Consider the following 23,686-nt stretch of genomic DNA (forward strand, 5'->3'; position numbering starts at 1 on the left):
AACGCCGCAAGAAACGCGCTCGACCGCAAAACTTGCGGTAACATCGTGTCGCATCGGGAGTCCTCGCCATGGCCGGCAACAGCTTCGGAACGCTTTTCCGCTTCACCACCTGGGGCGAGAGCCATGGGCCGGCGATCGGCGTGGTGGTGGACGGCTGCCCGTCGCTGCTCTCCCTGACCGAGGCGGACATCCAGCCCTGGCTCGACAAGCGCCGGCCCGGCCAGTCGCGCTACACCACGCAGCGGCAGGAGCCCGATCAGGTCAAGATCCTGTCCGGCGTGTTCGAAGGGCAGACCACCGGCACGCCGGTCTCGCTGATGATCGAGAACACCGACCAGCGGTCCAAGGACTACAGCGAGATCGCGTCCAAGTTCCGGCCCGGCCACGCCGACTACACCTACTGGAAGAAATACGGCATCCGCGATTACCGCGGCGGCGGGCGCTCCTCGGCGCGTGAGACGGCCTGCCGCGTGGCGGCTGGTGCGGTGGCGCGCAAGGTGCTGGGCGACGGCGTGACCGTCCGCGGCGCGCTGGTGCAGATCGGCCCGCACAAGGTGGACCGCAGCCGCTGGGACTGGACGGAGGTGGACAACAACCCCTTCTTCTGCCCCGACCCGCAGGCTGCCGCCGAATGGGCCGACTATCTCGACGGCATCCGCAAGAGCGGCTCGTCCATCGGCGCGGTGGTGGAGGTCGTGGCCTCCGGCCTGCCCGCCGGACTCGGCGACCCGCTCTACGACAAGCTGGACGGCGATCTCGCCCGCGCCATGATGACCATCAACGCCGTCAAGGGCGTGGAGATCGGCAACGGCTTCGAGGCCGCCACCCTGACCGGCGAGCAGAACGCCGACGAGATGCGCGCCGGCCCCGACGGCGAGCCGGAGTTCCGATCCAACCTGGCCGGCGGCATCCTCGGCGGCATTTCGACAGGGCAGGACGTGGTGGTGCGCTTCGCCGTGAAGCCGACCAGCTCCATCCTCACCCCGCGCCAGACGGTCGATCTGCAGGGCAAGGACACCGACATCCTGACCAAGGGCCGCCACGACCCCTGCGTCGGCATCCGCGCCGTCCCGGTCGGCGAGGCGATGATGGCCTGCGTGCTGGCCGACCATATGCTGCGCCACCGCGCCTACGCTCGGGGCTGAGCCCGATGCGGGGACGCAGGACGGCGGCGTGGCGGGGCGGCGTGATCGCGGGGTTTCTGCTGGTCACCGCCCTTCCCGCCGCCCCAATCCAGGCCCAACCCCAGCCTCCGGCCTACCGCGAGCATGCGGAGACCTTCAAGGACTGGCGCCTCTACTGCCAGGTCTGGAGCGAGCCGCGCCGCGTCGAGTGCGAACTGCTCTCCCGCCCCGGCAGCGACCGGCGGTCGCGCCTCGTCTGGCTGCGCTCCAGCGAGCGCTGGCTGGAAGGGCTGCGCTTCCGGCTGGACGAGCAAACGATGGACCTGTCGAAGATCGTCCGCGTCTGGGTGGACCGGGCGCTGTTCCGCCCCGAATACCCGTGCGAGCGCTTCGAATGGGAGACCAACACCTGCGCGGTGCTTGATCCGGAGACCAACGCCAAACTGGTGGAACGGCTGACGCCGGCCAAGGAGGTCTCCGCCGTCGGCTCCGCCCCGGCGGGCGGCAAGGCGGAGGTGCGCTTCTCCCTGACCGGCTTCAAGCCGGCGTTGGAGCGCATGGAGGAGATCCGCCGCGAGGCCGGCATCCGCTGGAAATAGCGGCGGCGCTCAGGCCGGGTCGCCCTCGCCGTCCGGCTTGGCGTATTTCTTCTTGGCGAGGTCCAGCGAGGCCAGAAGCTGCTGGCCGGTCGCCCCGCCGTCGCCGTTGATCCGCCCGGCCATCACCGCCTTGATGGCGTCCACATGGGCCTTCAGCAGCAGGCGCTCGTTGCCGGTGACGGCGGGGAAGCCGCCCTGCGTCGCCTCGTAGAGCGACTTGGCGATGCGGGTGATCAGCGGATAGCCGAAAATGCCACCCTGCCCGCGCATCTCGTGGGCGGAGCGGTTGATCTGCACCATCAGCGCCGGGACCGCGGCGGCGTCCGCGCCCAGCCGGTCGACGCGGCGGGCCAGCTCGTCCACCTCTCCGGCGATCCAGGTGGTGTAATCGCCTGCCCGGTTCTGGATCTCCGCCTCCGCCGCCGCCAGCACCTCCTCGGGAAGCGTCGGCACGGGGTCCTTCGGCGCGAAGCCCATCTTGGCGCCCAGCCGGTTGGGCAGGTCGAAATGGACGACCGGAAAGCGGTCGATGCCCACCGCCTTGGAGGCGCTGTGCACCACCAGGATTTCCCTGGGGCTGGTCATCCGGCAATCCATCGCCACCGGCCGCTGCGTCCGCCGCCGGTCCGGTCCGAAATAGCCCTTGGCAAGCACGAAGCGCCGCGGCCGGGCGATGGCTGCCAGGAGGCGGCTGGCGATGATGGCCGCCGAAAAGGGCTTGGCGATGAAGTCGGTGGCGCCCAGGTCGCGCGCCTGCTCCACGTAATGGCGGTCGGCGGCGCCGGACAGCATCAGCACGGGCAGGAAGCGGTCCGGCGATTTCGGGCTGCAGCGCAGCCAGCGCAACAGCATCAGCCCGTCGACCTCCGGCATCACCAGATCGGTGATAATCACGTCCACCGGCGCCGTGCCGGGCGGCAGGGCGGCCCGCCGCTCCTCCAGGAAGCGGATGGCTTCCGCCCCGCCGGCCTCGGCATGCACCGCGCCGACCCCGATGGTGCGCAGGGTCGTGGTCAGCACGTTGCGGATGAAGGCGCTGTCCTCGACCACCAGAACCGAGAGGAGGCCGAGCTTGGGCGCGCCTTTGCCACCCGGATCGTTCATCGACGGAACCACTGCGTTGCAAGGGGATGCAGTCTTCGCACGGGCAACGGCCGCTTGGCGAGACACAACTTAGGAAAGGCTGGGTTGCAACTCCCCGGCGAAGCGTCCTGTCGCCCTGACCGGAGGTGGGGCTTTGCGAAGCGCCGCCGCCCGGCTACCCTGTCGGCCAAAACAGCATTGACCGCAACGAACCGAAAACGCCGGAGGAGACCACAGCGATGCCGCAGCCCGATCACGTCATGGCCCTGCCTGTTCCCGAGACGCCCGACCTCGATCCGGACATGGCCGCGCTCTTCGCCAAGTGCGAGGAGAAGCTGGGCTTCGTCCCCAACGTGCTGCGCGCCTACAGCCTGCGCCCGAAGAAGCTGCGCACCTTCGCCCAGCTCTACAACGAGCTGATGGTCGGCGAGAGCGGCCTGTCCAAGCTGGAGCGCGAGATGATCGCGGTGGTCGTGTCCTCGGCCAACCATTGCTATTACTGCCTCGTCGCCCACGGGCAGGCGGTGCGCAAGCTGTCCGGCGATCCGGAACTGGGTGAGATGCTCGCCTTCAACTACCGCGCCGCCAAGCTGGAGCCGCGCCAGCGCGCCATGCTCGATTTCGCATGGAAGCTGACCAAGGAGCCCTGGACCATGGGCGAGCCGGACCGACAGGCGCTGCGCGACGCCGGCTTCGGCGAGGAGGAGATCTTCGACGTCGCCGACACCGCCGCCTTCTACAACATGTCGAACCGCGTCGCCTCGGCGGTGGACATGATGCCCAACCGCGACTACCACAAGCAGGACCGCTAAACGCCCGACCGCCAAACGCTGGGCCGCTGACGCCGCGCAACCACCGGAGCCGCCGGATGCTGAGGTTCTTTGTCCGCCTGTTCGCCCTCATCGGCTTCCTCGTGGTGGCCGCCGTGGTCACCGGGGTCGTCCTGGCGGTCCGGCATGAGCCCTCCCTGCCCGACACCGTCGTGCTGGAGCTGGACCTCCGCGACCCGCTGGCGGAAGGGAGCGTGGACCGGCTGGGCAGCTTCCTCGGCCACGAGACGACCTTCCAGGAGGTGCTCGACGCGCTGGAGCGGGGGCGCACCGACCCGAGGGTGAAGGGCGTGCTCGCCCGCTTCGGCGGCGACGGCGCCAGCTTCGCCCAGGTGCAGGAGTTGCGGGCGGCGGTGGAGCGGTTCCGCGCGTCGGGCCGCTTCGCCATCGCCTTCGCCGAATCCTACGGCGACACCGGGGCGGGCAACCGCTCCTACCTGCTGGCCAGCGCCTTCGACGAGGTGTGGATGCAACCGCTGGGGCTGCTCGGCCTGACCGGCCTGTCCGCCCAGATTCCCTTCACCCGCGGCGCTCTGGACAAGCTGGACATCCAGCCGCAGGTCTTCCAGCGCGAGGAGTACAAGAGCCTCGCCGACAGCGTCATGCGGACGGACTTCACGCCCGCCCACCGCGAGATGATGGAGTCGCTGCTCGGCGACCTGACCAACCAGATCGTCGACGGGGTGGCGGTGAGCCGCCGCCTTCCCCCCGCCGCCGTGAAGGCGGCGATGGACCGCGCCCCCCTGATCGACCGCGAGGCGGTGGACGCCAAGCTGGTCGACCGGCTGGGATACGCCGACGAGGCGCGGGAGGAGGCGCTGCGCCGCGCCGGGGCGGCGCCCGGTGCCGACACCATGGAGGCGGCGGACTATCTGGGCATCGCCGGCCCGCCCAACCGCAGCGGCCCGACCATCGCGCTGATCCACGCCACCGGCACCATCACCGGCGGCGACAGCGGCAAGCCCGGCCTGGGCGAGGTCACCGCCGGGTCGGAGACGATCGTATCGGCCATCGAGGACGCGGTGGACGATCCCGACGTCAAGGCCATTCTGTTCCGCATCGACAGCGGCGGCGGCAGCGTGACGGCGTCCGAGACGATCCGCCGCGCGCTGGTCAAGGCCCGCCAGTCGGGCAAGCCGGTGATCGCCACCATGGGCGGCACGGCGGCGTCCGGCGGCTACTGGATCGCGTTGGCCGCCGACCGCATCGTCGCCTCCCCCGCCACCGTGACCGGCTCCATCGGCGTGGTCGCTGGAAAGATGTCGGTCGCCGGCCTATCGGAACGGCTGGGCGTGCATTGGGGCGTCCTCGACACCGCGCCCAACGCCGGGCTGTGGTCGCCCTTCCGCCCCTTTGGCCCCGCCGGGGAGGAGCGGCTGAACGCCATCATCGACAGCAGCTATTCCACCTTCCTGTCCCGCGTCGCGGAGGCCCGGCACCTCACCCCCGAACAGGCGCGGGACGCCGCCAAGGGCCGCGTGTGGACCGGCGCCCAGGCCAAAAATCTCGGGCTGATCGACGAGTTGGGCGGGGTCGCCACCGCGCTGACGCTCGCCAAGCAGGCGGCGAAGCTGGCGCCGGACGATCCCGTCACCGTGACCGGCTATCCGCGCCCGAAGCCGCTGATCCGGGAGATCCTCGACCTCGCCTCGGGCAAGGGCGATCTGGTGGAAGCCGTGGCGGTGCTGGCCGGATTGCGTCCGGCGCTGGCCGAACTGGCCCCGCTGGTGAACGCGGCGCGCAGCGGTGCAGTGGAGGCTCGCATGCCGCCGCTGGGTCTCGGACAGTAGAGCTTTCGGGCAAAATTCAGGCCGGCGGGACAACCGCCGGCCTGCAGAAGAGTGGCTGCGTCGCGTTGTGACGGCTGCGCCTCGTCAAAAGTGCGTCATCAATGGCGCGTCGCAAACCCCGCCGAACAGAGCATCATCAGCGAACCGGCGCTGGTTCGGTTCTCACTCTCCAAGTAACTCTGAAATCCTGGCGAGCAGACCAACCGCGCGATTTCGTCTTTGGAAAAGACCGGCAGGAAGGGATTGTTCGACAGCTCCTCGTAAGCAGCCCTGGCCACTACTCTCAGGTTAAGCGGAATCGCCGCGATATATCGGTCGAGAGCACATTCGTCCTCGCGCTCCATCTGGCGCACTCCTTTCCTACGTTTCTCATGATTAGTGGCTACGGATTAAAGATTGCGCAAAGCGCCAATCGCGTAAAGCGACATAAGCGAACGAGGCAACAGATCCTGCACAGTGTTGTGCCCGTATCACATCATACCTTCTGGGTAAGCTGTGCGCTGGTGGCAAATCCCATCGATTTTTATCTTTCAACCCCATCATGAAGCGCGGCGATGGGAAAAAGGAACGAGACGCCAGGACTCAATGAATTCACGCAATCGCTCTCAGGGCATTGAAAGGAAATGAATATGGAAAATCACTGCAGATTCGAAAGTCTCGATTCAGCGACCCACCGAAGCTGAAATTGAAGATTATTAAACACATCGCCTCAAATCCATTGGTCATATGCGTAACGTCAAGGACAGAACACACCCCGCCCCACGCCTGATCTTTTGAATGCCGGCGCGATGCAGCTCCCCAAGGGACAGATTGTCCGGATTGACTGGCATGGACGCTTCCTATATAGCCGCTGAACCCTTCGCCGTTTCAAAACCGCCGGTGCGCACGGAAAAGGAAAGGCACCGCGCGAGGGAAGGGTTTGAATGTCACGGTCAGACGGCAAATAATTCAGTAGGCCGTCCTTTACTCCCGCAGACCCGAAGTGCTCCGTGGAACCAGAAGACAACGATCACACCATCACCGACGCCCCCACGCCATCCGATGAGGGCGAGGACACGGTCTCCGTCTATGGTCCCTACCCGGAAAGCCGGGATCGGGTCTGCTGCATCGTCGGCATCGGTGCCTCCGCCGGCGGGTTGGAAGCGCTTCAGCGCTTCTTCGACAATGTGCCGGGGGAAAGCGACCTCGCCTATGTGGTGGTCCAGCATCTCTCGCCGGTCCACAAGAGCCTGATGGTCGATCTGCTGGCCAAGCACACCGCCATGTCGGTGGTGCAGGCCGCCGACGGCATGGCGGTGGAGCGCAACACCGTCTATCTGCTGCCCCCCGCCAAGCATCTGTCCATCGAGGACGGGCGGCTGATCCTGACCGCCAAGGACACGACCGGGGGCATGAGCCTGCCCATCGACATCTTCTTCACCGCTCTCGCCATGGACCAGGGGCCGCGGGCGCTGGGGGTGGTGCTGTCCGGCACCGGATCGGACGGCACCCGCGGCCTGCTGGCGATCAAGTCGGCGGGCGGCTTCGCCGCGGCGCAGGACCCCGAATCGGCACAGTTCGACGGCATGCCGCGCAGCGCGATCGCCACCGGGCAGGTGGACGCCGTGCAGACGCCGGACAAACTGCCGGGCTGCCTGATCGAACACGCCGGCGGGGTGCTGTCGCGAACCCTGCCCGCCCCGCCCCGCCCGCAGGACCGCGACAACGATCCGCTGGCGCAGATCGTGGCGGCCATCCGCTCGGTCACCGGGGTGGATTTCTCGCATTACAAGCTGGCGACCCTGCTGCGCCGGATCGAACGGCGGATGCACACCGCCGGCCTCGACTCGATGAGCGACTACGCCGCCCTGCTCCGCCGCAACAGCGCCGAAACGGTCAGCCTCTACAAGGAGATGCTGATCGGCGTCACCCGATTCTTCCGCGACGAGGGCGCCTTCGCCTCCCTTGCCGACCGGGTGATCCCCACCCTGCTGGCCAAGCGCAGCCCCACCGACATGGTGCGCGTCTGGGTCTGCGGCTGCGCCACCGGCGAAGAGGCCTATTCCATCGCCATCCTCTTCGCCGAGGCGCAGGAGCGGATGGGACGGTCCTTCGACGTCAAGATCTTCGCCACCGACATCGACCAGGACAGCATCGAGATCGCCAGCCTGGGCGAATACCCGCGCTCCATCGCGGAGGACGTGTCGCACGAACGGCTGAGCCGCTACTTCACCGCCCGCGGCGACCATTATCTGGTGTCGCGCGACATCCGCCGCATGGTGGTCTTCGCCGCCCACAACATCATGCGCGATCCGCCCTTCACCAAGATCGATCTGGTGAGCTGCCGGAACCTGCTGATCTACATGGACTCGCCGCTTCAGCGGAAGGTGCTCAGCCTGTTCCAGTACGCGCTGCGGCAGAGCGGCTTCCTGTTCCTCGGCACCAGCGAGACGCTGGGCGACCTGTCGGCCGAGTTCCACGTCCTGGACAGCCGGAACAAGCTGTTCCAAAGCCTGCGCACCGGGTCCCACCGGCTGTCGCGGCTGCTCGTTCCCACCGTCGCCGCCCCGGTGCACCGCCACGGCGACGAGACCTTGTCGCAGGCGCAGGAGGAAGGGGCCGCCATCGACGAGGCGATCTCGACCCTGATGCGGGCCTATGTGCCGCCCAGCCTGCTGGTCAATGAGCAGATGAACATCATGCATGTGTTTGGCGAGGCGTCGTCCATCCTGAAGGTGCCGCCGGGCGAGGCCACGCTGAACGCGCTGAAGCTGCTGCCCTCCTCGGTCTCCATGGTGGTGGGGACCGCGCTGACGCGGGCCTTCCGCTCCGGCGAGGAGTTCGCCCTGTCCAACATCCCGGTGAAGGACCGCGAGGGGCTGCCCGCCGTCAGCCTGCGCGTGAAGCCCTTCGTCGCGCGCAAGACCGGCCGGCGCTTCGCGCTGATCGTGCTCGACCCCAGCGCCCCGGCGCTGGCCCTGCCGGACAGCGACTTCGACTTCGACACCGACACCGCGGAACGCATCCGCGGGCTGGAGCAGGAGCTGGTGTCGCGCGGCGAGAACCTCCAGGCCACCATTGAGGAGTTGGAGACCGCCAACGAGGAACTGCAGGCGACCAACGAGGAGCTTCTCGCCTCCAACGAGGAATTGCAGAGCACCAACGAGGAGCTGCAATCCGTCAACGAGGAGCTGTATTCCGTCAACGCCGAGTACCAGGCGAAGGTGGAGGAGCTGACGGAGGTCACCAACGACCTGGACAACCTGCTGCGCTCGACCGAGATCGGCACGGTCTTCCTGGACAGCGGCATGGTGATCCGGCGCTTCACCCCGGCGGCGGCGCGCTTCATCAACATCATCCCGCGCGACGTCGGGCGGTCGATCTCGCACCTGTCCACCAACATCGACTACCCGGATTTCCTCAAGGACATCGAGCGGGTCTTCCACGACCACACCCCGGTTGAGCGTCACGTCCCGGTGCGCGGCGACCGCTGGCTTCAGACGCGGATCCTCCCCTATCTGACCGAGAAGAACCAAGTGGCCGGGGTGGTCGTCACCTTCGTGGACGTCACCGCCGCCAAGGCGGCGGAGCACCGGCTCCAGACGGTGCTGGACAGCCTGCCGGAGCATGTGGCGGTGATCGATTCCGACGGCGCCATCACCATGGTCAACCACGCCTGGCGCACGTTCGGCGAGAAGAACGGCGCCCAGGCGCTGGAACGTTGTGGTCCGGGGACCAATTATCTTGATGTCTGCAACGCCGAGGAAGGAACCGAAGGCGAGGACATCGCCCGTGCCGTGAACGACGGGCTGCGCCGGATCCTGTCCGGCGACATCGAGCAGTTCACCATCGAATACCCTTGTCATTCGGACAAGGAGGAGCGCTGGTTCATGATGCACGCCTGCCGTCTGGCCGGATTGTCAGGGGGAGCGGTGGTCAGCCACATCGACATCACCAACCGCAAGCTGATGGAACTGCGCGCGAGCGGACGGCGGAACGGCCAGCGCCGGCAGGGCGCGCTCCCCGACAAGGACACAAGGGACACGGTGGCCGGGGGCGCGGCGTGAACGGCTTCCGCAACGAACGGCTTCGCAAGCGCGCGGAACAGGCTCTCAACTCGGGCGGCTTCGAAGGGGCGGAGGTCTCGGCGACCACGCTCAAGGAGGTCCTGCACGAACTGTACGTGCATCAGGCCGAGCTGGAGATCCAGAACGAGGAGCTGCGCACCGCACAGCAGGCGCTGGAAGCCTCGCGCATCCAGTATCTCCAGCTGTTCCAGTCGGTGCCTCTGGCCTGCTTCACCGTCAACGCCGCGGGCATCATCTGCGAGGCCAACGTCGCCGCGGAGCGGCAGTTCGGCCTGCCGTTGCGCCGGCTGAAGGGCCGCCCGCTGACCCTGATGGTGGAGTCGCTGGACCATGGGCGCCTGTTCACGGCGCTGGCCCGTCTGCGCGACTCCGGGCAATGGACGCGTCAGGAATACGCCTTCGTCGGCGCCCACAGCGCCATCGACGGGTTGACCGACGCCCGGATCGTCGAGTTGGAACCTGGGCCGGACGGTGTCGACAAGGGCGACGTCCTGCTGACCATCACCGACGTGACGGAGCGCAACGCCTGGGTCGGCGAGCTTCAGAACGCCCGCGACGAGGCGGAGCGCACCCGCGCCGCCTATCACCACATTCTGCAGGCGGTGGCCGACGGCATCTGCGGCCTGGACGCGCGCGGCGCCATCACCTTCGTGAACGCCGCGGCCCAGTCGATGACCGGATTCGGCGCCAGCGAACTGGTCGGCCGCTCCTTCGCCGCGCTGATCGGCGGCGACGCCGAGGAGGAAGGCCGGCGCGCCCTGACGCTGTCGCTGGCCGACGGGCTGGTCCGGCAGGTGACCGACGGACGCCTGCGCCGCCAGGGCGCCGACGATTTCGTGGCGGAGCTGACCGTCTCCCCAATCCTTCAGAACGGGGCGATCAGCGGTGCGGTGGTGGCCTTCCGCGACGTGACCGCCCGCCGCGCCGCGGAACAGGCTCTGGCCGAGAGCGAGCGACGTCACCGCACGCTGGTCCAGTCCCTGTCCGAAGGGCTGGTGATGCGCTCGGGCGACGGCACGGTGATGGTCGCCAACGCCATGGCGGAGCGGCTGATGGCCGGCCCAGCGGGCGTGCTGCTCGATCCCCTCGCCCGCCCCTTCGAAAGCCGCAAGCCGGGCGACCGCGCGGGCCGCGCGGCCCGGCGGCGCTTCATCGGCGCCGACGGCGCCCGGTTGACCGGACTGCCGCCCGCCGCCAAGGCGGTGGACAGCGGGAAGCCGGTCATTGAACAGATCGTCGGCATCGCCGAGGGCGACGAGGCGGCGGCCCCCACCCGTTGGCTGCGCGTCTCCAGCCACCCCGTGCCGGGCGTGGACGGACAGCCCGAGGCGGTGGTGTCCAGCGTCACCGACATCTCGGCCATCAAGTCGATGGAGCGCGACTTGAACGTGGCGCTGGACGCCAAGGAACGCTTCATGGCCGCGGCCAGCCACGACCTGCGCCAGCCGGCCCAGGCCCTGACCCTGCTGTCCGGGCTTCTGCTGAAGGAGCCGATCCCCGAGGACGCGCGGCGCATCGCCACCCAGCTCCGCGACACCGTGGCCTCGCTCGGCGGACTGCTCGACTGCCTGCTCGACATCTCCAAGCTGGAGGCCGGTCTCGTCACCCCCCACTCCGCTCCGGTGGAGGTGGGATCGATCATGGAGCGGCTGCACGGGGAGTTCCAGGCGGTTGCCGCCTCTTCCGGGCTGACGCTGCGCACCGTGCCGGTGCGGCTGAGCGCCTGCACCGACGGCGGTCTGCTGGAGCGCGTGCTGCGCAATCTGCTGACCAACGCCATCCGCTACACGCGGCAGGGCCGGGTGCTGTTCGGGGCGCGGCGGCGCAACGGAGCCCTGCGGTTCGAGGTGTGGGACACCGGCATCGGCATTCCGGAGAACCAGCTCGACCGCATCTTCCAGGACTTCTACCAGATCGGCAACGTCGCCCGCGACCGGCGGGAGGGGCTGGGCATGGGGCTCAGCATTGCGCGGCGCCTCGTCCATATGCTGGGCGGCACCATCGAGGTGACCTCGGCGCCGGGCAAGGGCTCTTGCTTCGCCATCACCCTTCCGTCGGGGGCCATTCTCGACCAGCGGCACTGCGGCGATTCACCGGACGCCTCCGCCGCGGGCAGTGGCGAGGCGGACGGCGACGCCTCCGTCCTGCTGGTCGAGGACGACGCGGTGATCCGCATGGCGCTGGCCCTGATGCTGGACGGCTGGGGCTACCGGGTGACCGAGGCCGGATCGGTGGCGGAAGCGCTGGAACTGGTGGACGGAGCGCTGGTGCCCGATCTGGTGCTCACCGACTACCGCCTGCCGGACGGCGACACCGGGCTGATGCTGATGGACACGCTGCGCCGCCGCTTCGGACCCGACCTGCCGGGGGTGCTGCTGACCGGCGACACCTCCTCCGACCGGCTGCGCGAGGCCGCCGGCGCGCAATGCGCCCTGCTGCACAAACCCATCCAGCCCGACGACCTGCGCCGCACCGTGCGCGCCAGCCTGGAGCACCGCGACGTGGAGGCAGAGGCGACGTAGTTCCGTGGAGACGGAGGCGATGTAGTTCGAGGACATTGCCCCCACCCCGGCCCTCCCCTGCGTCAGCGGAGGAGGGTTAGGGAGGGGGCAAAGACAGCAGACTTACGGACGCTCCAGATCCGCCTGGGTGGCGCGCTTCAGGTGGTTCAGCCGCTCCTCGGCCTCGTTGCGGGCGTAGGGGCCCTCCACATCCATGCCGAAGCTCACATAGAAACCATCGGCCTGGGCGATGTGGGTTCCGACGGGCAGATACTCGTCGGTGGCCTCGTCGTTGCCGATGATCGCGCCGTTCCGGATTTCCACGATGTGCGCCATGACCCGCTCCCCCACCGTCGTTGGTGAACACCAATCGGTGTTCAACGGTGGCGGTCCCGTCCGGGTTCCTTACGCTTGCTTCCGCCGCACCAGCCGGTCGAGCCGCAGCCGGTGCCGGCGGTCGCTGAGCCGCCGCACCGTCGCCAGAGACGCCGCCAGGACGCCCAGACCGGTCGCGCCGGAGATCAGGAACATGATGAGGATCTGGTACTTCACCGCCTCGCCCGGGTCGACGCCGGAGAGGATCTGGCCGGTCATCATGCCGGGCAGGGCCACCACCCCCATAGCCGCCATGCTGTTGATCGTCGGCATCAGCGCGGTGCGCAGCGCGTGGCGCAGGATGGGCCGCAGCGCCGTCCAGCGGGTATGGCCGAGCGCGAGCTGCGCCTCGATGGCCGACCGCTCCCGCGCCGCCGTCGCGGTCAGGGTGTGGAGGGCCAGCCCCACCCCGCTCATCGCGTTGCCCAGCACCATCCCCAGCATCGGAATGGCGTAGCGCGCGTCCCACCAGGGGTCGGGCCGCACCGCGGTGGACAGGCCGAGCAGCAGGACGATCCCCGCCGCCGTCCCCATCGCCCCGGTGCCGATGCCGTAGGACCACCAGCCAGCCAGCCGCCGCTCCTGCCGGGCCATCGTCTCCTGGCCGGCGAACAGTAGCATGACCAGCGCCGCCCCCAAGGTCAGCCAGGGCGATTCCAGGGCGAACAGCCGGGTCAGCACCAGCCCGACCAAGGACAGTTGGACCACCATCCGCAGCGCCGCCACCAGCAGCGGCCGCGCCAGCCCCAGATCCAGCGCCAAGGACAGGCCGCCGTTGACCAGCAGCAGCAGCGCCGCTGCGGCGAGGTCGGTGTAATGCAGCGTCACCAGCATCGCCCTACCCCTCCGTCACCACACCGTCCGCGACATGCAGATGCCGCCGGGCAAGGCGAACGGCCTGCTCCGGCGCATGGGTGACGATCAGCACCCCGGCCCCGCGGGCCAGTTCGCCGCGCAGCAAAGCTTCCACCCGCTCCGTCGCCTCGGCATCCAGCGGTCCGGTCGGCTCGTCGAGCAGAAGCATCTCCGGCCCCTGGATCAGCGCGCGGACCAGCGCCAGCCGCTGCCGCTCCCCCGTGGACAGGCGGGCGACCGGCCAGTCCATGACCTCTGCCGGCAGGCCCAGTGCCCCGGCGAGCGCCACGGCGCGGTCCGGCCGCGCGAAATGGTCACCCACCCGATCCTCCCACCAGCCCGACTCGGCGGCGACGTAGGTCACCCGGCGGCGCCAGAGCGGAGCGGGCATGTCCTCCCGAAGATCGCCGTTCAGCCGCACCTCCCCGGTCGACGGGTCGAGGTCGGCCAGGGCACGCAACAGCACGGATTTCCCCGATCCGGATTTCCCCTGAACGGCAACGCACTCGCCGGCCTCCACCTGGAAACTGGCGGGCTTCAGCACGGTCGTGGACAGGTTGCGCACGGTCAGCATGCAGGGGTTACGGCGACTATTCCGGAAGGTGGAAGGGGAGATTAGCAGCCATTCATGGCGGAGTCCTTGCGCGGAACGTCTCGAGGGCTATGGTACGCCCCACCGCTCATTCCGGCCTGAACCGAGACCATGACCGACGCCTCCAACGACCACGCCGTCTTCACCCACCGCGAGATCATGCGGGTGTTCAGCGGGGTGGCGCTCGCCATGCTGATGGCGGCGATGGACCAGACCATCGTCGCGACGGCCCTGCCGACCATGGCCCACGACCTGGGAAGTCTGGAAAACCTCCCCTGGGTGGTCACCGCCTATCTGCTGGCCTCGACCTCGACCACGCCGATCTACGGCAAGCTGAGCGACCTCTACGGGCGCAAGCGGGTGCTCCAGGTGGCGATCTTCCTGTTCCTGTTCGGGTCGGTGCTGTGCGCGCTGGCGCAGAGCATGGGGCAGCTCATCCTGTTCCGCGGCATCCAGGGACTGGGCGGCGGCGGCCTGATGGCGCTGGCCTTCACCATCATCGGCGACGTGGTGGCCCCGCGGGAGCGCGGGCGCTACCAGGGCTACATCGGCGGCATCTTCGCCCTGTCCAGCGTGGCCGGACCGCTGCTGGGCGGCATTTTCACGGAACGGCTGAGCTGGCACTGGATCTTCCTCATCAACCTGCCGCTGGGGGCGGCGGCGCTGCTGATGACCAGCCGGGCGCTCGACCGCCTGCCGGCGGGACGGGCGAAGCCGACCATCGACTATCTGGGGGCGGCGCTGCTGATGGGCACGGTGACCTCGCTGCTGTTCGTGGTGTCGCGCGCCGGGGTCGCCCTGCCCTGGACCTCCCCGACGATCCTCGGCCTGTGCGTCCTGGGCCTCATGATGCTCGGGGTCTTCCTGTGGCACGAGCGGCGGGTGGAGGAGCCGATCCTGCCGCTCCACCTGTTCCGCGAGCCGGTGGTGGCCGTCGCCAACCCGGTGGTCGCGGTGTCGGCCATGGTGCTGTTCGCCGGCATCGTCTATCTGCCGCTGCGCTCGCAGCTCGTCGCCGGAACCAGCGCCACCACGTCGGGCTTCCTGCTGCTGCCGATGGTGCTGGGCATGGTGCTGGGCGCCGGGGGCGGCGGGCGGCTGATCTCCAAGTCCGGCCGCTACAAGGTCTTCCCGCTGGCCGGGCTGGCGCTGGCGGCGGTGATGTATCTGGCGCTCGGCCTGTCGCCGACGGTGTCGGAAAGCGGGCTGTGGTCCACGCTGATCCTGGTGCCGCTGGGCATCGGGCTGGGGCTGGTCATGCCGGTGATGACGGTCGCCGTGCAGAACGCGGTGGACCGGCGCGACCTGGGTGCGGCCACGGCCTCGGTCGGCTTCTTCCGCTCGCTCGGCGGGTCGGTCGGGGTGGCGGTGTTCGGCGCGGTCTTCGCCGCCGACGTCGAGGCCCGGCTGAACGCCGCCGGCCTGCCCGGCATCAGCGGGCGCGAGGTGATGGAGCGCGGCCCGTCCGCCCTGGCCAATCTGGCCCCCGCCGCCCGTGCCGCCGCCCAGTCGGTGTTCGAGCATGGCTTCTCCACGCTGTTCCTGCTGGCCGCCGGGCTGGCGGTGGTGTCCTTCGTGCTGACCCTGTTCCTGAAGGAGCTTCCCCTGCGCTCCGCCGCCGACGCCGCCAAGGCCGGGGCGGAGGTTGCCTGAGGGCTGGGGTCAGGCGCCGCCCTACGCCTTGTCCTCGCTGGGGAAGTGCCGCCCCTCGCCCAGCTTGTCCTCGATGTAGAGCATGTTGACCAGCACCAGCATCACCACCGCGAAGGGCGTCGCCAGGAACATGCCCATCAGCCCGAACAGCACGCCCCCCGCCGCGATGGCCGCAATGGTGATGACGGGGGGCAGGTCCACCACCTTCTTCTGCATCAACGGCATGACGACGTTGCCCTCGACCTGCTGGATCGACAGGTAGAGCAGCGCCACCCACAGCGCCTCCTGCGGCGACTGGGCGAAGGCGATGAGGATCGCCGGAACCGCCGCCAGGAACGGGCCGATCAGCGGAACGAATTCCAGGAGGGCTGCCAGCAGGCCCAGCGCCGGAGCGCTCGGGATGCCCAGCAGCAGCAGGCCCGCGGTGGTCAGAACGCCGACGATGGCCATGGCCGAAAGCTGCCCGATCAGCCACTTCCACAGCGAGTCCCCCATCACGTCCAGCACCTCCCGCGCCCGCTCGTGGCCGCGGGGCGGCACCAGCAGGATGACGCCGCGCTGGTAGACGCCGGGCGAGGCCGCGAGATAGATGGCCGTGAACATCACCACCACCAGATCGCCCAGGAAGAACATCACGCTGGACGCGACCGTCTGCAGCCGGTTCAGCCATGAGGAGGCGTCCTGCCCCTGCTTCATGATCTGGTCACGCAGCGAGCTGGGAAGCTGCTGCACGGCCCCGCTGATCTGCTGGGAGAACTGGTCGAACTGGCTGACCACCGACTGGCCCATCAGGACGCCGCCGCCGATCAGAAGCACCGCCAGAAGCAGCAGCACGACGCCGAGCGACCACCCCTGCGGCAGCCCCGTGAAGCGCCGCACCAGCCCGGCGATGCGCTGGAAAAGGATCGCCAGAAGCACGCCGGCGAAGACCAGCAACAGCGCGTCGGCCACCTGCCAAGCCAGGAACAGCGTTCCCACCACGCCGGCGGCGATCAGCATCTTCCAGGTGAACAGCTTCAGTTCGGTCGCGGTGTTCCGCCCGGCGGTTGCCGGCTCCCCAGCTTGCGCAGAGGCATGAAGGGGAACCTGTCTGGTCGCGTCCATCGTTTCTTCCCGCCGTGTTGCCACCGGCATGCCGGTCCGATGGACAAACGCCGCCCGCAGGAAACTGTTGCACCGCCAGCCCTCTAGCACCTTCGTGCTAATACGCTTATCCGAATGCGCGCGGACGGTTGGCGCCCCATATCATGTCTGACGCCAAGGAGTCATTCTCGCTGATGTCACCTCAAAAGCCCGCCGGAGACGGCGGGCTCTTTTCTTGTGGAGATTCTCAACCGGCGTCCGGCGGGAAGACGATGCCGACCTTCAAGCCCGGTTCGTTGTCCTCCAGCCGCAGCGCCGCGTCGTGCAGCCGCGCCACCGCCTCCACGAGGCTGAGCCCCAGCCCGTTCCCCGGCGAGGCCCGCGCGGTATCGAGCCGGACGAAGCGCTCCAGCACCTTTTCCCGCATCTCCGGCGGAATGCCGGGGCCGTTGTCCGCCACGGTGACACGAGCGGCCTGCCCCGGCCCGGCGCCCTCCAGCAGCAGAGTGATGCGCCCGCCTTCCGGCGTGTATTTGATGGCGTTGTCCAGCAGGTTCGACACCGCCTGGGCCAGCAGTTGCTCGTTCCCGCGCACGGTCGGCTCGGCCCGGATGTCGGTGACCAGGGTCAGGCTCTTCTCCTCCGCCACCGGTTCGTAGAGGTCGGCGGCCAGCCGGACCACGTCCGCCAGACGCACCGGTTCCAGCGCCTTGCGGTTGGCACCGGATTCGGCCTCGGCGATGGACAGCAGCGCGGTGAAGGTGGCGAGCAGACGGTCGGCCTCCAGGATGGTGTCCTGCAGCACGCCGCGGTAGACCTCCGGGTCGTCGGTCTCGCGGATCAAGGCCAGCTCGACGCGGGAGCGCAGGCGCGACAGCGGCGTGCGCAGGTCGTGCGCCACGCTTTCGGTCACCTGCCGCATGCCGGTCATCAGCCGCTCGATCTGGTCCAGCATGGCGTTCAGATTGCCGGCCAGCCGGTCGATCTCGTCGCCGCCGCCGCCGCGCGGCACCCGGCCCGACAGGTCGCCGGCCATGATGCGGTGGGTGGTGCGGTTGATCGCCTCGATCCGGTGCATGGCGCCGCGCGCCAGCAGCAGGCCACCGCCGAGCCCCAGCACCACCGTCACCAGGAAGACCCAGCGCAGCGACACGACCATACGCCCGCGGAGCTGGTCCAGCTCGCTCATGTCGCGGCCCACCAGCAGGCGGAACTGGCCGGGCAGGACGAAGCTGACCGCCATCGCGGTGGAGGGCCGGTTGTTCACCCCGCCATAGTCGGAAATCTTGAAATGGGTCCAGCCGCCCGGCTCCGGCGTCGCGTCGGGCCAGCCCGACAGGTTGCCGGCCAGGATGACGCCGCCCGGCGTGGTCAGCAGATAGATGGAATTGGTGTGCGAATAACCGCTGCGCTCGCGCACGGAATCGACCAGCCCGCGCAGGCCGGCGCTGCGGTACTGGTCCTGAAGCCCGGCGACCTCCAGCGCGATGGTGGCGCCGATCTCCTCCTCCAGGAAGCCCGCGGTGGAGCGGTAGACGACGGCCAGGATCACCCCGACCGAAATGATGAACAGGCCCAGATACAGCAGGGCCAGCCGGAACGGCGTCGTGCGCAGAAGCCGCAGGGTGGGAATCGCCGCCTTCACGCTCCCCCGCTGGCCACCATGGCCGCCACCATCATTGCGGCGCTCGCAGGCTGTAGCCGGCGCCGCGCACCGTGTGGATCAGCGGCGTCGGGAAATCCTTGTCGATCTTCTGGCGCAGGCGGGCGATGTGCACGTCGATGACGTTGGTCTGCGGGTCGAAGTGATAGTCCCACACATTCTCCAGCATCATGGTGCGGGTCACCACGCTGCCGGCGTTGCGCATCAGATACTCCAGCAGAGCGAATTCCCGCGGCAGCAGATCGATGGACTTGCCGGCCCGCCGGACGGTGCGCGACAGCAGGTCCAGTTCCAGATCGGCGACCGCCAGACGGGTCTGTGGCTGGGCGGCGCTGCGGCGGCGCACCAGCACCTCGATCCGGGCGAGCAACTCGGAGAAGGCGAAGGGCTTGGTCAGGTAATCGTCGCCGCCGGCCTTCAGCCCCTTCACCCGGTCATCGACGCTGCCAAGCGCGGAGAGGAACAGCACCGGCGTGTCGTTGCCGGTGGCGCGCAGGATCTCGACCAGCGACAGCCCGTCGCGGCCCGGCAGCATGCGGTCCACGATCATGACGTCGTAATGCTCGGAGCCGGCCAGGAACAGCCCCTCCTTGCCGTCGTTGGCGGCGTCCACGACATGACCGGCCTCTTTCAGCCCCTTGGCCAGGTAGGAGGCGGCCTGCTGGTCGTCTTCGATGACGAGGACTTTCATGAGCATGAGTCTACCGCATCCTTCCGCGAGGCCAAAGGTGAATGCCCTCGCCCCTGCGGAGAGGGGAAAGGGCCGAACGAAACGAAGGGGGAGAGTGTCCGCGCGGCGGGGGCTCGCACGACAGACACCCTCCACCCCGTCACACCGGCCCCCCATCGTTGGAGGGGATGAGGATCGCCGGTGTTTTCCGGCATCACGCCTTGCCGAGCTTCAGCGGGACGAAACTCTCGTTGCCGCCGCGGTTGACCAGCAGCAGGACCGCCTTGCGGCCATCCTTCTCGGCCTCGTGCAGGCTCTTGGTCACCTCCGCGGGGGAGGTCACGCTGTGGTCGCCGACCTTGACGATCACGTCGCCCGGACGGACGGGCAGATCACCGGCCTGCGGCGACACCGCGGTGACGATCACGCCCTTGACGCCCTCGCCCAGGCCGAGGCGGCTGCGGGCGGCACCATCGAGCGGGGCCAGCTTCAGCCCGTTGACGGTCTCCACCGCGCTCTCGGCGGCGGGGCCGGTCCCTTCCGCGGCGGCCATGCGCTGTTCGGCGGGTAGCGGCGCGATGTGGGCGGTCAGGGTCGTTTCCTTGCCCTTGCGGACCACGGTCATGTCCACCGTGTCGCCGGCCTTGGTGTCGGCCACCCGGCGGGTCAGGTCGCGCAGCGTGTTCACCGGCTTGCCGCCATAGGCCAGGATCACGTCGCCCTGGCGCACGCCGGCCTTGGCCGCGGGGCTGTCCGGGGTCACCTCGGCGACCAGGGCGCCCTTGGTCTGGGACAGGCCGACCGACTCGGCGATCTCCGGCGAGATCTCCTGGATCTTCACGCCCAGCCAGCCGCGCTCGACATGGCCGTTTTCCTTGAGCTGGGCAACGACCTGCTTGGCGATGTTGGAGGGGATGGCGAAGCCGATGCCGACCGAGCCGCCGTTGGGCGAATAGATGGCGGTGTTGATGCCGATCACCCGCCCGTCCAGAGTGAAAGTCGGGCCGCCTGAGTTGCCGCGGTTGATGGCGGCGTCGAGCTGAAGATAGTCGTCATAGGGGCCGCTGTGGATGTCGCGCCCGCGGGCCGAGATGATGCCCTTGGTGACCGTGCCGCCCAGCCCGAAGGGGTTGCCGACGGCCATCACCCAGTCGCCGACGCGGGCGGCGTCGCTGTCGCCCCAGTCCAGCGCGGGCAGCGCCTGGTCGGACTTCACCTTCAGAAGGGCGATGTCGGTCTTGGCGTCGCGCCCGACCAGCGTGGCGGGCAGCTCCGTTCCGTCCTGAAGCGTGACCTTGATCTCGTCGGCGCCGTCGATGACGTGGTTGTTGGTCACCACATAGCCGGCCGCGTCGATGATGAAGCCGGAGCCGAGCGAGCCGACCTTGCCGCGCGGCTGCCCCTCGGAGGGACCCTCGGACTGGTCGTCGTCGCCGGGGCCGCCATTCTGGCCGAACTGGTCCTGGAACTGGCGGAAGAACTCCTCGAAGGGCGACCCCGGCGGGAAGCCGGGCATGCGCGGGTTGCCGCGCTCGGCCTTGGCCTGTTGGGTGGTGGAGACGTTCACCACCGCGGGCGACACCTTGGCCGCCAGATCGGCGAAGCTGCCCGGTGCGTTTTGGGACAGCATGTTCTGCGTCAGGGCGCTTTCGGCGGCCGCGGCGGTGGACTGGTTGGCGATCAGGAACGGACCGGTCAGCACCGTGGTGCCGAGGAGGACGGCGGCGATGGTTCGCCGCACCCGGCTCGACCGCGGGGCGCGTCCGGCGTTGGCGGGGGTGGACATCGATTGCTCTCCGTGACTGGCATGCGTTGTTCGTTGCCCTCAAAGTAGCGGGCGCCGAGTCACGGGGGGCTTGCAGGGGGATTAAAAGTTTTTCAGGGAGGGAATATTAAGTCACGTCACGATTACAGCGCCGATCCGGCGATGCGCAGGCGGATGTTGGCGGCCTGCTGGCGGACGCGGTCGAGGTGCGGATTGATGGCAAGCGCCGCGTCGAAGGCGCGCAACGCGCCCGCCGGCTGGTCAATGGCGAGGTAGACGAGGCCCAGCCCGGCCAGCGCCCCGAAGTGCCGCGGCTCCAGTGCCAGCACCCGGCGGATGTCGCGCACCGCGGCATCGTAATCGCCCAGCATGTATTCGGCGTTGGCCCGCTTGTTCCAACCCTCGGCGTAGGTCGGGTCGGCGGCGACCACCTGATCGAAGGCGGCCAGAGCGTCGCCGTAGCGGTCGGCGTTCAGACTCTGCACGCCGTGGTGCATCAGCACGATGAGGTCATCGCTCGGATGCTCCAGCCAGACGTCCCAGATGCGGTCCTCGACCGCCTCCGCTGCGACCGCATCGCCGGCGGTCTGCAGATCCTGGAACAAGCCACCGAGTCGCGCATCCTCCTGCCCTGCCCAGGCCCGTGAACCGGGGCCGGTAGCGCCGAGAATCAGGAGGGCCAGGAAGGCCACGGGCAAGAAGATTCGCTGGGTCATTCCCAAAAACTGGGATGCGTCACTTACCAGCAACACTGATCTGAAAGTGGTATCGCCGCAAGAAGAATCCCTCATCCCGCCGGGGTGGTCCCGGCAAAGTTCCCGCTGAATAAAGAAAAAGGGCCGGCGAATCGCTTCGCCGGCCCCTTCTCCTGAAAGCAGCAGCCCGTTATCAGGCGGCCTTGTTGCTGCGGCCCGCCACGATCTCGTCGGTGACGTTGCGCGGCACCGGCTCGTAGTGGCTGAACTCCATCGAGTAGGACGCGCGGCCCGAGGTCATGCCGCGGAGCTGGCCGATGTAGCCGAACATCTCGTTCAGCGGCACATGGGCCTCCACGGCGATGTTGGTGCCACGCTCGAGCTGGCCCAGCACCGTGCCACGGCGGCGGTTCACGTCGCCGATGACGTCGCCCAGGTAATCGTCCGGGGTGACGACCTCGACCTTCATAACCGGCTCGAGCAGGATCGGACCGGCCTGCTTGAGGGCTTCACGGAAGCAGGCCTTGGCGGCGATTTCGAACGTCAGGGCGTTCGAGTCGACGTCGTGGTACTTGCCGTCCACCAGGCGGGCGCGGAAGTCCACAGTCGGATAGGAGGCGAGCACGCCCTCTTCCTTCTGCATTTCCAGGCCCTTCGCGACCGACGGGACGTATTCGCGCGGCACCGTGCCACCGACCGTCTCGTCCTTGAACACGAAGCCCTCGCCACGCTCCAGCGGCTCGAAGACGATCTTGACTTCGGCGAACTGGCCCGAACCACCGGTCTGCTTCTTGTGGGTGTAGGTGTACTCGACCGGCTTGGTGATCGTCTCGCGGTAGGCGACCTGGGGCTTGCCCATGTTGCCTTCCACGCCGAACTCCGTGCGCAGACGGTCCAGCGTCACTTCCAGGTGCAGCTCGCCCATGCCGCGCAGGATGGTCTGGCCGGTTTCACGGTCGGTCTCCAGACGCAGCGACGGGTCCGCGCGGACCATCTTGCCGAGCGCGATGGAGAACTTCTCCTGCTCGCCCTTGGTCTTCGGCTCGACCGAGACGCTGATGACGGGGTCGGGGAAGCGCATGCGCTCCAGGATCACCGGGTGGGCGGCGTCGCAGAGCGTGTCACCGGTGTCCGTCTCCTGCAGGGAGACGAGCGCGATGATGTCGCCGGCGCGGGCTTCCTCGATCGGGTTGGCCTGGGCGGCGAACATCTCGACCATGCGGCCGATCTTCTCGCGCTTGCCGCGGGTGGTGTTCAGGACCGACATGCCCTTGGTCAGCACGCCCGAATAGACGCGCACGAAGGTCAGCGAGCCGTAGGTGTCGTTCAGCACCTTGAAGGCCAGCGCCGCGAAGGGCGCGTCGTCGGAGCTGAGACGCTCGCCGTTCGGGTTGCCGTCCTCGTCCACCGTCTTGATGGCCTCGACGTCGGTCGGGGCCGGCAGCAGGTCGACGACCGCGTCCAGAACCTGGCAGACGCCCTTGTTCTTGTAGGACGAGCCGCAGAGGACCGGGGTGAAGGTGCTGGTGATCGTGCCCTTGCGCAGGCAGGCGCGCAGCACCTCGGCCGACGGCTCCTCACCCGACTCCAGGTAGGCTTCCATCGCCGCGTCGTCCATCTCGAGCGCGGTGTCGACCAGCTCGGCGCGCAGGGACGGGATGCTGGCGATGTTGTCCAGGTCTTCCTTGACGGTCAGGTTGAGCTTGCTGGCCAGATCGTCGGTGATCTCCCAGATTTCCCACTTGGCGTCCTTGTCGTCCGAGAACCAGACGTACGCCTTCATCTCGATCAGGTCGACCATGCCGCGGAAGTTGTCTTCCGAACCCAGCGGAACCTGGATGCAGACCGGGCGGGCGTTCAGGCGGCTCTTGATCATGCCGACGCAACGCTGGAAGTTCGCACCCGAACGATCCATCTTGTTGACGTAGCAGATGCGCGGAACGTTGTAGTTGTCCGCGAGGCGCCAGTTGGTCTCGGACTGCGGCTCAACGCCGGCCACGCCGTCGAACACGACGACCGCGCCGTCGAGCACGCGGAGCGAGCGGTTCACCTCGATGGTGAAGTCCACGTGGCCCGGGGTGTCGATGACGTTGATCTTCTTGTTGCGCCAGAAGGCCGAGACGGCAGCCGACTGAATCGTGATGCCGCGCTTCTGCTCCTGCTCCATGTAGTCGGTCGTCGTCGAGGACTTCAGGTCCTTCGTCTCGTGCACGTCGATGATCGTGTGCTTACGACCGGTGTAGTACAGGATGCGCTCGGTGGTCGTCGTCTTGCCGGCATCGACGTGGGCGATGATGCCGATGTTCCGGATGTCAGAAAGAGGCGTTTGGCGCGGCATGTT

At 68.4% G+C, this 23,686-nt stretch carries 18 protein-coding genes; 7 read left to right on the plus strand and 11 right to left on the minus strand.

The features are described from left to right. Positions 1-68 precede the first annotated feature (68 nt). Together aroC and ACWPXE_RS16490 are read left to right on the plus strand one after the other, a co-directional pair. Positions 69-1,145: a chorismate synthase gene (gene aroC / locus ACWPXE_RS16485; protein ID WP_454018681.1), complete on the plus strand. Its 1,077-nt coding sequence runs from the start codon at positions 69-71 to the stop codon at positions 1,143-1,145. Between the two features lie 5 nt (positions 1,146-1,150). After that, entirely contained in the window at positions 1,151-1,723 is a 573-nt protein-coding gene (locus tag ACWPXE_RS16490; RefSeq protein WP_454018682.1) for a hypothetical protein, read from the plus strand. Positions 1,724-1,732: 9 nt separating this feature from the next. Here the strand turns inward: ACWPXE_RS16490 and ACWPXE_RS16495 are convergent, their stop codons facing one another. Next, a complete protein-coding gene (locus ACWPXE_RS16495; RefSeq protein WP_454018683.1) occupies positions 1,733-2,827 on the minus strand; it encodes a response regulator in 1,095 nt (364 codons plus the stop codon). 218 nt (positions 2,828-3,045) lie between these two features. Here ACWPXE_RS16495 and ACWPXE_RS16500 point away from each other — a divergent pair, with 218 nt between their 5' ends. Then, a complete protein-coding gene (locus ACWPXE_RS16500) occupies positions 3,046-3,618 on the plus strand; it encodes a peroxidase-related enzyme (RefSeq protein WP_174451472.1) in 573 nt (190 codons plus the stop codon). A gap of 56 nt (positions 3,619-3,674) precedes the next feature. Then, entirely contained in the window at positions 3,675-5,426 is a 1,752-nt protein-coding gene (gene sppA, locus ACWPXE_RS16505; RefSeq protein ID WP_454018684.1) for a signal peptide peptidase SppA, read from the plus strand. 98 nt (positions 5,427-5,524) lie between these two features. Here the strand turns inward: sppA and ACWPXE_RS16510 are convergent, their stop codons facing one another. Continuing rightward, entirely contained in the window at positions 5,525-5,770 is a 246-nt protein-coding gene (locus tag ACWPXE_RS16510; protein WP_041811141.1) for a hypothetical protein, read from the minus strand. A 645-nt stretch (positions 5,771-6,415) separates the two neighbouring features. On the opposite strand from ACWPXE_RS16510, the gene ACWPXE_RS16515 reads away from it, so the two are divergent. After that, positions 6,416-9,472, plus strand: coding sequence for a chemotaxis protein CheB (locus ACWPXE_RS16515; RefSeq protein ID WP_454018685.1), 3,057 nt, complete (start codon positions 6,416-6,418; stop codon positions 9,470-9,472). Further along, positions 9,469-12,015 (plus strand): PAS domain-containing hybrid sensor histidine kinase/response regulator, encoded by a 2,547-nt coding sequence (locus ACWPXE_RS16520; protein WP_454018686.1) that lies wholly within the window; start codon positions 9,469-9,471, stop codon positions 12,013-12,015. The genes ACWPXE_RS16515 and ACWPXE_RS16520 overlap by 4 nt, the downstream gene beginning before the upstream one ends. Positions 12,016-12,117: 102 nt before the next feature. Here the strand turns inward: ACWPXE_RS16520 and ACWPXE_RS16525 are convergent, their stop codons facing one another. From ACWPXE_RS16525 to ACWPXE_RS16535, 3 genes are all read right to left on the minus strand, one after another. Continuing rightward, on the minus strand, positions 12,118-12,330 hold the full coding sequence (locus tag ACWPXE_RS16525) for a hypothetical protein (protein WP_014240891.1): 213 nt from the start codon (positions 12,328-12,330) through the stop codon (positions 12,118-12,120). A 69-nt stretch (positions 12,331-12,399) separates the two neighbouring features. Beyond that, positions 12,400-13,203 (minus strand): ABC transporter permease, encoded by an 804-nt coding sequence (locus ACWPXE_RS16530; protein ID WP_237903253.1) that lies wholly within the window; start codon positions 13,201-13,203, stop codon positions 12,400-12,402. 4 nt (positions 13,204-13,207) lie between these two features. Continuing rightward, positions 13,208-13,798 (minus strand): ABC transporter ATP-binding protein, encoded by a 591-nt coding sequence (locus ACWPXE_RS16535; RefSeq protein ID WP_454018687.1) that lies wholly within the window; start codon positions 13,796-13,798, stop codon positions 13,208-13,210. A 129-nt stretch (positions 13,799-13,927) separates the two neighbouring features. On the opposite strand from ACWPXE_RS16535, the gene ACWPXE_RS16540 reads away from it, so the two are divergent. After that, positions 13,928-15,469 (plus strand): MDR family MFS transporter, encoded by a 1,542-nt coding sequence (locus tag ACWPXE_RS16540; protein ID WP_454018688.1) that lies wholly within the window; start codon positions 13,928-13,930, stop codon positions 15,467-15,469. Between the two features lie 21 nt (positions 15,470-15,490). Here ACWPXE_RS16540 and ACWPXE_RS16545 read toward each other — a convergent pair whose 3' ends face one another. The 6 genes from ACWPXE_RS16545 to fusA form a co-directional block, all read right to left on the minus strand. Further along, a complete protein-coding gene (locus tag ACWPXE_RS16545) occupies positions 15,491-16,573 on the minus strand; it encodes an AI-2E family transporter (RefSeq protein WP_454018689.1) in 1,083 nt (360 codons plus the stop codon). A gap of 226 nt (positions 16,574-16,799) precedes the next feature. Then, entirely contained in the window at positions 16,800-18,197 is a 1,398-nt protein-coding gene (locus ACWPXE_RS16550; RefSeq protein ID WP_454018690.1) for a HAMP domain-containing sensor histidine kinase, read from the minus strand. Between the two features lie 31 nt (positions 18,198-18,228). Next, on the minus strand, positions 18,229-18,906 hold the full coding sequence (locus ACWPXE_RS16555; protein ID WP_035674886.1) for a winged helix-turn-helix domain-containing protein: 678 nt from the start codon (positions 18,904-18,906) through the stop codon (positions 18,229-18,231). A gap of 193 nt (positions 18,907-19,099) precedes the next feature. Continuing rightward, on the minus strand, positions 19,100-20,671 hold the full coding sequence (locus ACWPXE_RS16560) for a DegQ family serine endoprotease (protein ID WP_454018691.1): 1,572 nt from the start codon (positions 20,669-20,671) through the stop codon (positions 19,100-19,102). A 122-nt stretch (positions 20,672-20,793) separates the two neighbouring features. Then, positions 20,794-21,255 (minus strand): tetratricopeptide repeat protein, encoded by a 462-nt coding sequence (locus ACWPXE_RS16565; RefSeq protein ID WP_454018692.1) that lies wholly within the window; start codon positions 21,253-21,255, stop codon positions 20,794-20,796. Positions 21,256-21,538: 283 nt separating this feature from the next. Further along, positions 21,539-23,683, minus strand: coding sequence for an elongation factor G (fusA, locus tag ACWPXE_RS16570; RefSeq protein WP_237903246.1), 2,145 nt, complete (start codon positions 23,681-23,683; stop codon positions 21,539-21,541). Positions 23,684-23,686: the final 3 nt, after the last annotated feature.

Source organism: Azospirillum sp. Marseille-Q6669, assembly GCF_965111635.1.